Genomic DNA, 14,311 nt, shown 5'->3' on the forward strand with positions numbered 1-14,311 from the left:
TTGTCGATTGGGACAGTATTCTCCGATGCGCTCCGTTTGTAAAGTGTGGCTCACCGGGTGAATGGATCACGCGGATATCGGAGAGCAAAGATGATCAAGAAAGCACTATTCGTACGACTTGAAGCCAGACCGGGAAAGGAGCAGGCAGTAGCAGACTTCCTTGACGCCGGCCTTGAAATGACCAATCGGGAGGCGACCACACCGATCTGGTTCGCCCTGAAGCTCTCGCCGACGACGTTCGGCGTGTTCGACGCCTTTGCGAGCGAAGAGGATCGCCAGGCACACCTCGCCGGCGACATGGCCAACTCGCTGATGGCGCGAGTCGAGCAGATGCTGGCAAGTCCGCCGTCGGTCGAGCTGATCGACGTTCTGGCTATGAAGAACAAGCTGGCCTGATTCCTGGCTATCTGTCACCGATCGATCCTCGTCCGTCAAGCGTGATTGCGTGAAACGACGGGCAACTACTGACGATTTTGGAGAGTAAAATGTTTGCACTACGAAATAAACTGGCCATTGCCGCCCTGATTGCCCTGGGCGCCACGATGGCTCACGCCGGGTCGAAGCCGGCTGCGAAAGATGTTGTGATTGTTCACGGCGCACTGGTGGATGGCTCAGGCTGGCGGGCCGTCCACGACATCCTGACCAAGGATGGTTACCATGTGGCGATCGTGCAAGAGCCGCTCACGGGCCTGGCCGAGGACGTCGATGCCGCGAGGCGCGTCATCGATCAGCAGCAGGGCCCGGTGGTGCTGGTCGGTCACAGCTACGGCGGCTCCGTGATCACGCAGGCGGGTGCGGACCCGAAGGTCAGCTCGCTCGTCTACGTGGCCGCACTCCAACCCGACGCCGGCGAAGCCAGCGGTCAGCTGTTGCAGAAGTTCGCCGCGCCCAACGATGCGATGCGAGCGACGCCGGACAAGTATTTCTTCCTCCCGCCGGCGAAATTCCGTGAGAACTTTGCAGCGGACGTCTCGCCATCGGACGCGCAATTCCTGGCGGACTCGCAGGATCAACTCGCCGAGAAAGCGTTGGGCGCGCCGGTCTCTGTGGCGGCATGGCGAACCAAGCCCAGCTATGCCATCCTGACCACCCAGGATCATATGGTGAGCCCTCAGCTTCAGCGCTGGATGTATCAACGCTCGGGGGCCAAGGTGACCGAGGTGAGCGCAAGCCACGCTGTCTTTATCTCTCAGCCGGCCGCGGTCGCGCGAGTGATTGAGGCTGCCGCAAAGTCGACGAACTGACCGGTAATCGTCTCGATGGGGCGCCTGTCGGCTTTGCGCCGACGGCCGACACCGTCGCCAGTCGGCCCGCCCCCATCGCAGATACCCACGTTGGTCGTCAAATCGCGGCCATCGCGGGTGTATGCCACTCAGCTCGGGACATAACCATAATCCTTCACGGATATCGCCATCATGCTATTACTGATCCTTGCCTACCTCGGCGGTGCACTGACCATCCTCAGTCCGTGCATCCTGCCGGTGCTGCCTTTCGTATTTTCGCGAGCAGACCGCCCGTTCGCGCGCAATGGACTGCCGATGCTGCTGGGCATGGCGCTGACCTTCGCCGTGGTCGCCACGCTGGCCGCCGTCGGCGGCGGCTGGGCCGTGCGCGCCAACCAGTACGGCCGCTTCGTCGCCTTGGCCGTGCTCGCCGTGCTTGGCCTGACCTTGCTCTCGGAGCGCGTCGCCGAATGGATCAGCCGTCCGTTTGTGGCACTTGGCAACAAGCTCACCGAGCACACCGGGAGCCAGCACGATTCGATGCTCTCGGCGGCTGGGCTGGGCGTGGCCACGGGGCTGCTGTGGGCGCCCTGCGCGGGCCCGATCCTGGGCCTGCTGCTCACGGGCGCCGCTCTCAAAGGCGCCAGCGTCCAGACGACGCTGTTGCTGCTCACCTACGCGGCAGGCGCGGCGACCTCGCTCGCGCTGGCGCTGCTGATCGGCGGACGCGTCTTCGCGTTGATGAAACGCTCGCTGGGCGCAGGCGTTTGGGTGCGCCGCGCGCTGGGCGTGCTGGTGCTGGCAGGTGTGGCCGCCATCGCGCTGGGGCTGGATACCGGGCTGTTGACACGCGTGTCGCTGGCCAGCACGGGTGGCATCGAACAGAAGCTGATCGACGCGGTGCGTCCTGCGCCTCTCGTGCAGATCGCTGTGAAGGCCGGCGACACGCTGCCGGTGGAAGGCGATCTGCCCACGCTCGATGGCGCAACTCAGTGGCTCAACAGCCCGCCGCTCACGGCGCAGTCGCTGCGCGGCAAGGTGGTGTTGGTCGATTTCTGGACCTACTCCTGCATCAACTGCATCCGCTCGCTGCCCTACGTGCGGGGCTGGGCTGACAAGTACAAGGATTACGGCCTGGTGGTGATCGGCGTGCACGCACCCGAGTTCGCGTTCGAGAAGGATCCGGGCAACGTCATCCACGCCGTGAGGGACCTGGGCGTGGACTACCCGGTCGCAATCGACAACGGTTACACCATCTGGAAGGCCTTCGACAACGAGTACTGGCCCGCGCATTACTTCATCGACCCGCAGGGGCATATTCGTCACCACCACTTTGGCGAAGGCGACTACAAGGAAAGCGAGGACGTGATCCGCCGGCTGCTCGCCGAGGCCGGCCAGAAGGACCTGCCTGGCGGCTACGTGCAACCGGACGTGCAGGGCGCGCAGGCCGCCGCCAGCTCAGGCGATGCCAATCGATCGCCGGAAACCTACGTCGGCTACGCACGCGCGCAGAACTTCGTCGGTGGACCGGTCGCGCAGGACGAGACTGCCAGCTATCACGCGCCCTCGGCCCTGACGGCCAACCAGTGGGCGCTCGACGGGCGCTGGTTGGTGGGCGACGAAAGTGCACGGCTTGACAGCCCTGACGGACGCATCGTTTATCGCTTCCGTGGTCGTGACTTGCATCTGGTGCTGGGGCCCGGCCGCGATGGCCAGCCCGTGCGCTTTCGCGTGCTGATCGACGGCAAGGCGCCCGGCGCCGACCGCGGCGCGGACATCGATGCGAATGGCAACGGAACGGTCACCGGGCAGCGTCTCTACCAGCTCGTGCGGCAAGCCAATGGCAGCGGCGAACGCACCTTCGAAATCACGTTCCTCGACCCTGGCGTGCTGGCTTACGCGTTCACGTTCGGCTGAGTCCCACCTTTGGCGCGAGAAGAGCCTCATGTCCTGCCTTCACGCTATCACCGCCTCACCAAAGGCAAACACTTCGCCGCCTGGGAGCAGCCACAAGCGCTCCCGGACGAGGTTCGCGCGAGCTTCCGGTCGCTGCGCTGATCTCAAACGTGCGGACGACGCCGTGCGAATGGCGTTCGGTGCGCGTATCGCGCCGGGTCGGTTTGCACATATATTTTCTAGTAGCGCCCTCCTCCCCAGGAGCAAGGAAGCGTGTCCGCACCGTCACTCACCATCGCCCGCAAGGCGTCCCGGAATCGCTGATTTCGACTGTCACGCAAGGAGTATGGAATGAACAGCATCGCACTCGCCTGCACCGGTGTCCTCGGCTTGCTTCTGTTCGTACTTGGACTCACCATCACGGTCGTGCGCACTCGCGTCGGCCTGCTGAGCGGCTACGCGCCTGAACCTGACCAGCTGCTAACCAAACTGGTTCGCGCTCACGGCAATACCGCCGAGTACGCGCCGTTCTTTGCGGTGCTATTTCTGTATCTCGGCTCTCACAATCCGCCTCACTGGCAGCTCTGGTGCATGGCAGGTGCAACGGCCTGCCGCTTGCTCCTGGTGGTTTCGCTACTTGCCTGGCCCACCATGTCGAAGCCCAATCCGGCCCGTGCTATCGGGGCGTTGGGAACCTACGCGTTCGGGGTGGCCCTCTGTGTCGCATTGCTCGTTGGCGGTTAGTCCTCCGGCCGTGTCGTGTCCCATCCGACCGTGAAGGTCCGCTTTTGATATTCAGCGGACACGCATTCGTGTGTGTTGGCGGACAGGCTCCGACCTCATAGCGGGAGGCTCGTCGAGCGTTTGATCTCCTTCAATGAGAAGCCCGTATACATCTCCTTGATGTTGCCGAGAGTGCGGATCCGGTGCATCGCGAGCTGATGGAATGCCTCCATATCCCGCACGACGACCTGAAGCAGATAGTCATACTTGCCGGATACATTGTGGCAAGCCACCACATTCGGCAGCGCCATCACACCCGACTCGAACACACGCATGGCTTTTTCCGAGTGACTGTCGAGCATGATGTTGATGAAAGCAAAGAGGCCAAGCCCCAGTTCCTGCTGATTCAGCGTCGCGTGATAACCCTGAATCACCTGCTTCTCCAGCCGCTTCAGTCTTTTCCAGCAGGCGGGTGCCGACAAGCCAACCTTTTCCGCAATCTCCGCGTTGGACAGTCGGCCATCGACTTGCAGCAACTCCAGGATCTTCCTGTCCGTATCGTCCAGATCTGTCATTTCCACTCCTCTCGATTGCCTCACGGCATTGCGACGGGCGCACACCGGTGCGCCGAACCCCCTTCACCCGCTGTTTTAGGACTGGCTCGTGGCGAGGCCGGTTGGTTAATTATATTCACCGCGAGCATAGAAAAGCTTATCGGTGAGAAATCCTCTTAACCAGACTATCGACGATCATTAACCAAACAAGAACGGACGAGTGAGGGCCGCGTCGCAGCTCGCGGCGTCCGCATTGCGTCTGCGATGTCTGAACGGCTTGGGCCCAGAAACGGGTTCTTGCGATCTACACAAAAGAACTGGAGGAGTCGGATGAGTTTGTTCAGAACCAAGGATCTCGCGACGATGGTTGCCGCGAGTCACGCACAGCATGGCCTGAAGAAAGTACTTGGCCCATTCGATCTGATCCTCATGGGGATCGGGGCGATCGTCGGCACCGGAATCTTCGTATTGACGGGAACCGGTGCGCTCACCGCCGGACCGGCATTGACCATATCGTTCGTCATCGCAGCCCTGGCCTGCGGATTTGCGGCGTTGTGCTATGCGGAGTTCGCGTCGTCGGTGCCGGTGGCCGGATCGATCTACACCTACAGCTATGCCACGATGGGCGAGCTGGTCGCATGGATGATCGGCTGGGACCTGATGCTCGAGTATGGGCTTGCGAGTTCCGCGGTGTCGGTGGGTTGGTCAGGCTACTTTCAGTCGCTCATCGGCGGGTTCGGCGTGCATCTGCCCGCCGCGCTATCAGCGGCGCCGGGCGCCATTCCCGGCGTCCATACATGGTTCAACCTTCCGGCGTTCCTCGTCATGCTGGTGTTGACAGCACTGCTGTCGTTCGGCGTTCGCGAATCGGCCCGGCTCAATAACGTGATGGTCGGGTTGAAGATCGGTGTCGTGTTGCTGTTCATTCTGGTCGGTGTACGTCATGTTCAACCGGTGAACTGGCAGCCGTTCACGCCCTTCGGTTATTCGGGCGTATTCAGTGCAGCGGCACTGGTGTTTTTCGCGTTCATCGGATTCGACGCGGTTACGTCCGCCGCCGAGGAAGTGAAACAACCGGCACGTGATCTGCCGATCGGCATCATCGGATCGCTGGCCGTCTGCGCGGTGTTGTACGTCACGGTATCGGCCATCATGACCGGCATCGTTCCATACCAGAAGTTCCTCGGCGTCGACCACCCGGTGTCACTTGCACTTCAATACGCGGGCGAAAACTGGGTTGCCGGCTTTGTCGATCTCGGTGCGATTCTCGGCATGACCACCGTCATTCTCGTAATGACCTACGGGCAAACGCGCATCGTCTTCGCGATGTCGCGCGACGGCCTGTTGCCGAAGAAACTGTCGAGCGTTCATTCGAGTCTCGGTACGCCGTTTTTCGCGACCTGGATCGTCGGGATCCTGTTTGGTCTGGTCGCGGCCGTGGTTCCGCTCAACGTACTGACCGAACTCATCAACATCGGGACGTTGGCGGCGTTCAGCCTGATTTCCGTCGCCGTCATCATCCTGCGAAAAACCCGCCCCGATCTGCCGCGTGCCTTCCGTTGCCCCGCCGTGCCGCTGGTGCCTCTGCTTGCGATCGCGTTCTGCATCACGCTGACCGTGTTCCTTCAAGCCACGACCTGGATCGCGTTTCTGGTCTGGCTCGCGATCGGGCTCGTCGTGTATTTCACGTACGCACGGCAACGGTCGCTCCTCAACTGACTTCGCGACATCGCCCGGGGTATGGACCCGGACAGCCTTTTAATTGAATGACTGGACGCATATGAGTTACGACTTTGATCGCCTGATTTCTCGCCGCGGCACCAATGCCCTGGCGGAGGACGGCTTCGAAAACTATCTGTTCGGCGCCGATGCGCCCGCGCTCAATGTGCCGAGAGAAGAAATGATCTCGATGTGGGTGGCGGACATGCAGTTCGCCGCGCCGGATGCGGCAATCGACGCGATCTCCGTGCGCCTCAAGCACCCGGTCTTCGGCTATACGATGAACTTCGACGATCAGCTCTACCAGGCTTTCCATGCCTGGTGTGTCGAGCGTTACGACTGGCGTTTCTCCCGGGAGGACATGCTGGTCGCGCTGGGCGTCATACCGGCGCTCTTCGGGCTCGTCGAATATGTCTGCCAGCCCGGCGACAAGGTGCTCAGCCTGACGCCGGCCTATGGATACTTCAAGCATGCGACGGTTCAGCGCGATCGCGAATTCGTAACGTCGCGCCTGCTCCCCTCCGGGGATGGCGGCTACACGATCGACTTCGACGACTTCGAGGCGAAAGTCAGCGATCCGGCCGTGAAGCTCTTTTTCCTTTGCCATCCACACAACCCGACCGGCCGGGTCTGGACGGATGACGAACTGCGCCGCATGGGTGAGCTCTGCATTGCGAACAGCGTCAAGATCGTTTCCGACGAGATCCATTGCGATCTGCTCAGAACCGGAAGCCGGCACACGCCGTTGGCCAGGCTGTTCCCGGGCAGCCGGGACATCATCACCTGCATGGCCGTCAGCAAGACCTTCAACGTGGCGGGGATGATGATCGCGACCGTGATCATCCCCGACCCCGCATTGCGCTCCGAATGGAAACGGCGGCACTACCCGTTCGTGAACCCGCTCAGCCTCGCGGCCGCCATTGGCGCGTATCGGAATGGCGCGCCGTGGCTGGACGCGTTGCGCTCGTATCTCGACGGCAACTTCGCGTGGACCCGACGATTTCTGAACGAGCACTTGCCCAAGGCCAGGTTCCGCATTCCGGATGCGACCTATCTCGCATGGGTCGACCTGCGGGCCTATTTCGACGAGTCGGTCAACCTCACCCGGTTCTTCCTTGAAAAGGCCGGCGTCATCCTCGAGGGCGGCGAGATGTTCGTCGAGAACGGCAACTGCCGAGTCCGGCTCAATCTCGCATGCCCGCAAGCACAGGTACAGCGGTCGCTGGAAAAAATACGCGATGCGATCGTTAGCTTCCACGAAGGCCGGACCATCAATAGTAATAGTCGCCCCCTCAAGCAACTTTCGTAACAGAGGAAACTCATGAACGATTGGAACGAGTATCGCGAGCAATGAGTATGGTCTATGACCCGTTCAAGCACCTCGTCGGGTGAACCGCGCCAACAGTTAAAGATGGTCAGCCATTCGTCAGCAATTGCAACGAGAGTAACAGTCCTAAAGAATCGCGGATTTTGCGCGGAAGGCCCGGTACAGTGGCTCCGCCATGTCGCATGGTGTGGCCAGGAACCTGATAGGTCACGCCGATGTGGCGGTACCAACAATGTCTTTAGGGAGAAAACCATGAACACAATTCGTGCGACGCTGCTCGCTGCCGCGCTGACAACCTTCACCAGCTCGGTCGCTTTTGCACAGACCACCCAGACGGGCGCACAGGGTTCGGCCGGCCTCGGCGTGAACGTCCAGACGCCGGTTCTCGGTGCCGGTGCGCAGGCGGGCGCCGGCGCGAACGCCGCAGGTTCGGGTGCCGGTGCGGGCAGCAACCTCGTCGGCGGCGCGGTGAACGGCGTCGGCGAAGCAGCCGGCAACGTGGTCGGCGGCGCGACGAACGCGGTGGGTTCGGCGGCGGAAGCGACCAAGGGCACTGCAAAGTCGGCAGTCCATTCGGCGAAGCAGAAAGCGAAGCACATCGCGGGCTCGGCGAAGAACCACGCGGAAGGCGCGATGTCGACGGCTGGCGACGTCGCCGGCGGTGCGAACGCGAAGGCCGGTGAAGCGCTCGACGGCACGGCTGCGGCGATGCAGGGCGGCGCGTCGGTCGGCGTGAAGGGCTCGACCTCGGCCCAAGGTTCTGCGAATTAAGCAGCGGCGATCCTGCCGGCGCGGCGCTCGACTCGAACGAGCCGTCACGCCGGCACCCGCAGAATGCATGAATAGCGAGTTATCAAATTCTGGACTACTAACATTGACATTGCAGCCGGGCATGGCGCCTGGATTGTTTATGTTCTTCTATCGGCTGCGTAAAGTCAGTGGGGCCTTGGCGAGGGATAAAGTTGCGCGAAGTACTCGCGGTTGGCTACAGACCGTAGATGGTAAATCGGTGCAACTGCACTTACGCCCCCCAACAAATACGGCCCGTGAATGCAGGACTTTCGTCGCTTGTGGTGTCACCGGATGGGCTCCGTCATGTCCTCCTCCACGAAGCGCAAGATCGCCTCTACTAGAGCCTCGCGGGGATACGCGTTCTGCGTTACGAAGAGCGCGCCTATTGTCGGATGCATTCGGGCAATGGGTACAGCCAGCGCCCAGTGGTCGGCATTCACGTAAGCGAGAAGTGTGCTGCCGGGTATGAGCTGGTCATAGAAGATCAGCTGGCTGTCGTTTCGTGGATCGACTCGCGAGAGCTTGTCGTAGCTCGACGTCAGGATGGACGAGATGTGCCCCGGGTGTGGAAACGTGACGATCGAGTAATAGCGCAGTCCGGCCGGAAGCGGGTGCTGCGCGAGCCACGCCTTGCGGATCGCCGGTCTCAGGCTCTGCACCGCGCCGCCATCACCCGATGTGCAGGTCGCGCCGGGAACATGGCGCAGCAGGTCGGCCTGGTACTGCTCGGCGTCGTCGGCAAGCGGCGATCCGCCCACCGCGCCGGCGGCGCTTACGACGGCCGCAAGACGGCTGCGGATCTCGGGATAGGCAACCAGCGCTTCAAGAACGTCGGGCGCGCCTTTCGAATAGCCAATCAGCACGATGCGCGGCGGCCCGTCAGGCGCGGGCATCGCCATGAGAGCGTCGCGAATCTGGCGTGCGTTGTTGGCGGAACTCGACAGCGCATCGACGTCGAGCAGCGATGCGTCGAAACCGAACCGGCGCAGATGCGAGATCACGGTATTCGGCGAATCCAGCCACGGCCGGAAGCAGTCGTAGCCGACGCCGGGCACGACGACTGCGAGCAGATGCAGTCGGGATTGACCCAGATCGACAGGTCTGCCCGTCGGCGCCGGCTCCTTGCCCACGCGGGTCAGCGCGTCCTCACAAGGACGGTTATCGGGCACCTCCGCGCCACGCGCTTCGAGGACCGCACAATAGATTTCCCGGAAGCGTCCCCGCTGATCCGCTATCCCGGCCTGAGTCGCGGGTGCGAGAATCAGCGGCGGCGTATCGGTCGAGTAAGGGATTAGCGGCTTCGTCGCGCATGCACCGAGCACAGCGCATGCAGTCGCCATTGCCAGTGCTGCGCGGCCTCCACGCCATGCTGTTGCGGCAGCAACGTGCCGTGGCGCCGAGACGGGTGATGGCGTTCCTTCAGGGTCACTGACGTGCATCGCCGGTTGCTCCAGATTGAAGGTTGTCGCGTCTGTCCAGATAGGGCACCCAGTCGAGAAAGTCCACATCCGACAGGCTGTGCGGACGTGTCGTGAAAAACACGACCGCGCGCAATCCGTCCGTGTAGTAGGTCGCGCCGCCGAGCGTGGTGCGGGGATGCTCGGGCGGTGCCTCGCCAACGCCGTTCGCGAATCCGAGCTTGTCGAGTCCGCTCGAATACATCAGGTCCTGGATCAGGTAGTTACGAGCCTCATCGACGTTCTCGTGCAGGGCCGGGCGTGTCTCGCCGCGTGGCGCGAAGCGTCCCCCGACAGGTCGACCGACCTGCGCGACATAGACCAGTTGCCCCTGAAAGCGGATCGGGGCGAGCCATCCGCGGATCCAGGTCGCAGTGGCACCCGCGTGGGCCTGCTTGCGCATGACGAAGTCCGGTTCACGCCCGAAGACCCGCTGCGCGAGGTCAAACTCGCGCGCATCGCGCCGATAATTGCGCCGCACCAGCGCCGCCCCGATGTCGGTGAGCTGGCCTATCCCGACGGCGTTCAGCGGATCGGCCTGCACCGTCCCCGTCGCATCGGTGGCGCAGCATGGCAGCCGTTCGATTGCGGCGCGCAGCGAGGTCAGATCAGGGCAGTCCGTGACGGCGGTTGCGGGGAACGGAAAAGGAATCTGCGCGAGGCGCGGATCTATCGTGCTGTCCGGCACGCGCAGAAAGAGCGAGAACGGAATCAGCGTATGGCTGCCGAACAGGTCGATATTGACGAGCTTGATGCCACGATCGGGATTGGTGAACAGGATGCCCGACTGGGTCGCGCCCGGCGGGATCGGGTTGCTGAAGCCGAGGTTTCTGAAATAGTCGTCCATGCTCCTGTTGGTTGAACCTCCGAGCATCGTATGCATGGACCACGCGACCTCATCGGGGGAGAAGTAGTCCGGGTCGGTTCCCGCGCGTAACAGCCATAGCGCCTGCGACGTCCCGTTATGCACTTCGATCCATAGCGGCTGGACCTTCGTGCCGTTGATGTCGGCGCCATAGATCCGTTTGCTGTCTTCGCTGCTCAGCACGGTTGCGCCCACGCGCACGTCGTGATGGGTATCGCTGACCGCACGCTCGCGCAGCGGCTTGTCGTCCTCCGCGGACGGCGCCTGCCATGTTGCGCATCCGGCCAGGGTCAGCGCGAGCAGCAGCGCGCCTGCACGCATCCGTGCGCGACGCATGGCACTCGGTGCAGTCATGGCCTGGCTCCCGGCGCGACGCGTACGACCTTGTACGGGGTGACCCACGGGAAGACTTCGATGTCTGCCAGCGATGTCGGCGTGCGGTCGAATACGAGCACGACGCGATAGCCATCCGTGAAGTACGGGTCGGTCGTCAGATTTTCGCGCGGCGTGCTTTCTGGCACGGCACCCACGCCATTCACGAGACCGATCTTCGAGAGATTCTGCGAATACGTCATGTCTTCCGTCAGCGCGGTGCGCGCTTCATCGACGTCCGGGTCGATCTTGTGCGTGGTAAACGTCGACGAGTGCCATGTGAGACGGATGCCAATATCGCGGCTGACCTGTCCAACCCAGACGGGTTTTCCGTGGTAGCGCATATTGCTGAGCCACAGACGCATGTGATTGCGCTGGTGAATGTCGCCGCGCGCTTTTTGCAGCGCGAGGTCCTGTGCGTGGCCGAACAGGTAGAGGTCGCTCACGGGTGCGTTGACATAAGGTTCGCCTGACAGCGCGGCGCTGATCATCCGCCGGATTGCGCCCGACCACTTCTGCTCCGTGACCCTCCAGCCCCGGCGAACGAGCGAGGGAAACGCATCGTCGAGGCCGCCGACGATCACGAGGTTGAGGGGATCGCCATTCTTCGAGCCGTCTTCGTTAGTCGCGCAGCATGGCAGGGCCATGAGCGCGGCGCGAAAGCTCCCGTCATCGGTGAAGTTAACGGTGGGCTCGTCAGGATCGGCAGCGCGTTGAAAGACCTGACTCCGCTTGTAGTCGGCTTCGAACCCGGGCACAGCCGCGAAGATCGAAAACGTCCGGGCGCGCCCCCGCGCGACGAGGTCGATCTGCACGAGCTTCGCACCCTCGTTGAGGTTGGTCAGAACAAACCCTGATACCGTCTCCCCGGGACGGACGGGGTTGTGGAAAGCGAGCGCACGAAAGCGGCTGTCCAGTTCTGCCTGGTGTTCACGCGAAGTGTTGCCCGCGAACGCTTCAGCCGCCTCCGACGCAGGAAAGAAGCTCGGGTCCAGGCCCGGCGAGAGAAGAAAGTAGTTGCCGTCCTCGCGATTGCGGACTTCGATCCAGACTGGCTGAATCCTCCTTTCCGCAAGTGGCACGCCATAGACGGCCGTGCTCTCCGCCGGCGAGAGCACGGCTGTCGAAACCTCCACGCCGCCCTCGACGCGTGTCACGGCACGGTTCTGATACGGGGGTACTGAGACCACGGGAAGGGGTGCAGTACAGCCCGCCAGTACGTAGCCGACGAAGATGACAGCCTGCACCGGCATCACGATGCGCTTCATCAAGACACCCTTTCGCCGTGATCGGGGGATGTAGCCGTACGCAAGGGGCGACAGTGCGCCCGCTATGCGCCGCGAAAAGTGCTGTTTGTCGCGGGCTTACGACAAAGCACGCGATGTATTGCCCAGTTTAGGTGATTGGGGGCCGCACCAGTCATGTTTAGCATGATGGCTGGCGAGGCTCGGTGACTGGTGGAACGACAGTGACCTACGGAGCATGAAAGTCCGCAATCTGCGCTGAGCAGCCGCTCCAAGGTCCGCGTGACGGCGACGGTGATCGGCGGCTATTGGCCCGACTACAGCCTGTCCGCAAGCGTCCTCCCTGGGAGTCCGCGAAGATCCATCAAGTAGCCGCCAGGCAGTCTCGCCTGGCGGTGAACGACGCAGGATCACGGTGGCAGGACAAAAAGCCGTTTGAACGCTCACCGATTCGCCGGCACCGCCGCCATCCCATCCAGCAGCGCCTGATGAAACGCTTGCGGGTCCTGCATCTGCGGCGCATGCCCCAACCCCGCGAATTCGACGAGCGTTGCATGCGGAATCGCTTTCGCGGCCGCCTTGCCCAGTTCCGGGTAATGGCCGAGCTTCGCGCGCACATCTGGTGGCGCGGCGTCCTTGCCTATTGCGGTGGTGTCCTTCTGACCAATCAGCAGGAGCGTCGGCATGCTCAACTGCCCCAGCTCGTACACCACCGGCTGCGTGTAAATCATGTCGTACAGCAGCGCGGAATTCCACGCGACGATCTGCTTGCCCGGCCCACGATACATCCCCGCCAGCATCTGCACCCACGGTTCGTAGTCCGCGCGCCACTGGCCCGCGTAGTAGGTGGACTGTTCGTAGCGGCGGATGCCGTCGGCGCTCGTCTTCAATTCGCGCTCATACCACTGGTCCACCGACAGCGACGGCACACCCTTCGCCTTCCAGTCCTCGAGACCGATCGGGTTCACCAGCACGAGTTGCTGGGTCTCGCGCGGATACATCAGCGCATAGCGGATGGCGAGCATGCCGCCGGTCGAATGGCCGATCATCGTCGCTTGCGTCACGCCGAGCGATTCGAGCAGCGCGTGAGTATTGCGCGCGAGCTGCTGGAAGCTGTACTGATAGTGCTCGGGCTTGCTCGATTTGCAAAAGCCGATCTGGTCCGGCGCGATCACGCGATCGCCTGCGTCGCTGAGCCGATGGATGGTGGCGTCCCACGTCGCCGCGCAGAAGTTCTTGCCGTGCAGCAGGACCACCGTGCGGCCGTTCGGATGCGCTGGCTTGACGTCCATGTACGCCATCTGCAGCGGCACGCCTTGCGACGTGAAGTTGAACCGCTCGACCGGCGCGGGATAGGTGAAACCCTGGAGTTCGGGTCCGTAAGCCGGGCCGCCGGCGTCGGCGGCAGCGTCGGTAGCAGCGCCGGTAACCAGGCCGGCCTGGGACTCGGCGGCATTGCCGGCGCCCGGGCTGGCCTCGCTCATGGCGGCGGCGCTCGCCGGCGTGGCGGATGAAGCAGAGGAAACGGCGGGCGCGAAGGCCCACGCACAGGCGCTCAACAGGCCAGGCAGGAGATGTCGGCGAATACTCATCGAGATTTTCTGGCAGAAAAAGAAAGACGCAGCGGCACATCGGCGAGCTGCGGGCGCCACTCGGCTGGCGCCCGATCCACCGGCGCCGGGCGCACGATTCTACGACGCGCCGCCAGACTGCGCCGCGAGCTGCGCAAGCCGATTGCTGTACGGCCGGTTTGGCATGCATATTGCCGAAGCGCGTATCGCGTTCTATGTGACTTGCCGCACGGATAACCGTCATCCAACAGCCGATTGTGCGCAAGATACGCACGCGCGGCATCCTTACAATTCAGACTACGCGTTCGCGGCCAATCAGTGATAGAAGTAGCTGACGGGCCCGCGAACACGCAAGGGCATGGAGCGGAACACGGCGGGACAAAGTGGGACAACGCGGGACACAACGGGACGAAGAGAGTGGGACAACGCGCCATACCGCATCCCGCAGCTATGCACGGCAACACCAGGCAATACCAGATACCAGGCAGCACCAGGCAATACCAGGCAGCACCAGGCAACACGCAGCGCCTGGCAGCACGAACCATCAATGGCGAGCAAACGACCAGAT

13 protein-coding genes are annotated in these 14,311 nt (G+C 62.7%); 8 read left to right on the forward strand and 5 right to left on the reverse strand.

The window, feature by feature from the left end:
* Nucleotides 1–90 precede the first annotated feature (90 nt).
* From BN2475_RS18535 to BN2475_RS18550, 4 genes are all read left to right on the forward strand, one after another.
* The gene (locus BN2475_RS18535; RefSeq protein WP_094780951.1) at nt 91–396 is read left to right on the forward strand and encodes a putative quinol monooxygenase; all 306 of its coding nucleotides are present in this window, start codon (nt 91–93) and stop codon (nt 394–396) included.
* A gap of 89 nt (nt 397–485) precedes the next feature.
* The gene (locus BN2475_RS18540; RefSeq protein ID WP_094780952.1) at nt 486–1,244 is read left to right on the forward strand and encodes an alpha/beta fold hydrolase; all 759 of its coding nucleotides are present in this window, start codon (nt 486–488) and stop codon (nt 1,242–1,244) included.
* A 171-nt stretch (nt 1,245–1,415) separates the two neighbouring features.
* On the forward strand, nt 1,416–3,140 hold the full coding sequence (locus BN2475_RS18545) for a cytochrome c biogenesis protein DipZ (RefSeq protein WP_094780953.1): 1,725 nt from the start codon (nt 1,416–1,418) through the stop codon (nt 3,138–3,140).
* Between the two features lie 330 nt (nt 3,141–3,470).
* On the forward strand, nt 3,471–3,863 hold the full coding sequence (locus tag BN2475_RS18550; RefSeq protein WP_094780954.1) for an MAPEG family protein: 393 nt from the start codon (nt 3,471–3,473) through the stop codon (nt 3,861–3,863).
* 95 nt (nt 3,864–3,958) lie between these two features.
* On the opposite strand, the gene BN2475_RS18555 is transcribed toward BN2475_RS18550, so the two are convergent.
* A complete protein-coding gene (locus BN2475_RS18555) occupies nt 3,959–4,417 on the reverse strand; it encodes an Lrp/AsnC family transcriptional regulator (RefSeq protein WP_094780955.1) in 459 nt (152 codons plus the stop codon).
* 309 nt (nt 4,418–4,726) lie between these two features.
* Here BN2475_RS18555 and bcaP point away from each other — a divergent pair, with 309 nt between their 5' ends.
* From bcaP to BN2475_RS18570, 3 genes are all read left to right on the forward strand, one after another.
* Complete coding sequence (gene bcaP / locus BN2475_RS18560; protein WP_094780956.1) at nt 4,727–6,115, forward strand: branched-chain amino acid transporter BcaP; 1,389 nt, start codon at nt 4,727–4,729, stop codon at nt 6,113–6,115.
* 61 nt (nt 6,116–6,176) lie between these two features.
* On the forward strand, nt 6,177–7,424 hold the full coding sequence (locus tag BN2475_RS18565) for a MalY/PatB family protein (RefSeq protein WP_094780957.1): 1,248 nt from the start codon (nt 6,177–6,179) through the stop codon (nt 7,422–7,424).
* 270 nt (nt 7,425–7,694) lie between these two features.
* Entirely contained in the window at nt 7,695–8,213 is a 519-nt protein-coding gene (locus tag BN2475_RS18570) for a hypothetical protein (RefSeq protein ID WP_094780958.1), read from the forward strand.
* Nucleotides 8,214–8,518: 305 nt separating this feature from the next.
* On the opposite strand, the gene BN2475_RS18575 is transcribed toward BN2475_RS18570, so the two are convergent.
* The 4 genes from BN2475_RS18575 to BN2475_RS18590 form a co-directional block, all read right to left on the reverse strand.
* Entirely contained in the window at nt 8,519–9,574 is a 1,056-nt protein-coding gene (locus BN2475_RS18575; RefSeq protein WP_094780959.1) for a lipase family protein, read from the reverse strand.
* A gap of 85 nt (nt 9,575–9,659) precedes the next feature.
* Nucleotides 9,660–10,910 carry an LssY C-terminal domain-containing protein gene (locus tag BN2475_RS18580; RefSeq protein ID WP_094780960.1) on the reverse strand — a complete coding sequence of 417 codons (1,251 nt, stop codon included), beginning with the start codon at nt 10,908–10,910 and terminating at the stop codon, nt 9,660–9,662.
* On the reverse strand, nt 10,907–12,196 hold the full coding sequence (locus tag BN2475_RS18585; protein ID WP_094780961.1) for an LssY C-terminal domain-containing protein: 1,290 nt from the start codon (nt 12,194–12,196) through the stop codon (nt 10,907–10,909). The genes BN2475_RS18580 and BN2475_RS18585 overlap by 4 nt, the downstream gene beginning before the upstream one ends.
* Nucleotides 12,197–12,615: 419 nt before the next feature.
* Nucleotides 12,616–13,764, reverse strand: coding sequence for an alpha/beta fold hydrolase (locus BN2475_RS18590; RefSeq protein WP_094780962.1), 1,149 nt, complete (start codon nt 13,762–13,764; stop codon nt 12,616–12,618).
* Between BN2475_RS18590 and BN2475_RS34530 the strand changes: the two genes are divergently transcribed.
* Nucleotides 13,655–14,065 (forward strand): hypothetical protein, encoded by a 411-nt coding sequence (locus BN2475_RS34530; RefSeq protein ID WP_162494333.1) that lies wholly within the window; start codon nt 13,655–13,657, stop codon nt 14,063–14,065. The two genes, BN2475_RS18590 and BN2475_RS34530, sit on opposite strands and share 110 nt — an antisense overlap.
* The last annotated feature ends 246 nt before the right edge of the window (nt 14,066–14,311 follow it).

The sequence above is a fragment of the Paraburkholderia ribeironis genome (genome assembly GCF_900019265.1).
GTDB classification, from domain to species: Bacteria; Pseudomonadota; Gammaproteobacteria; order Burkholderiales; family Burkholderiaceae; genus Paraburkholderia; species Paraburkholderia ribeironis.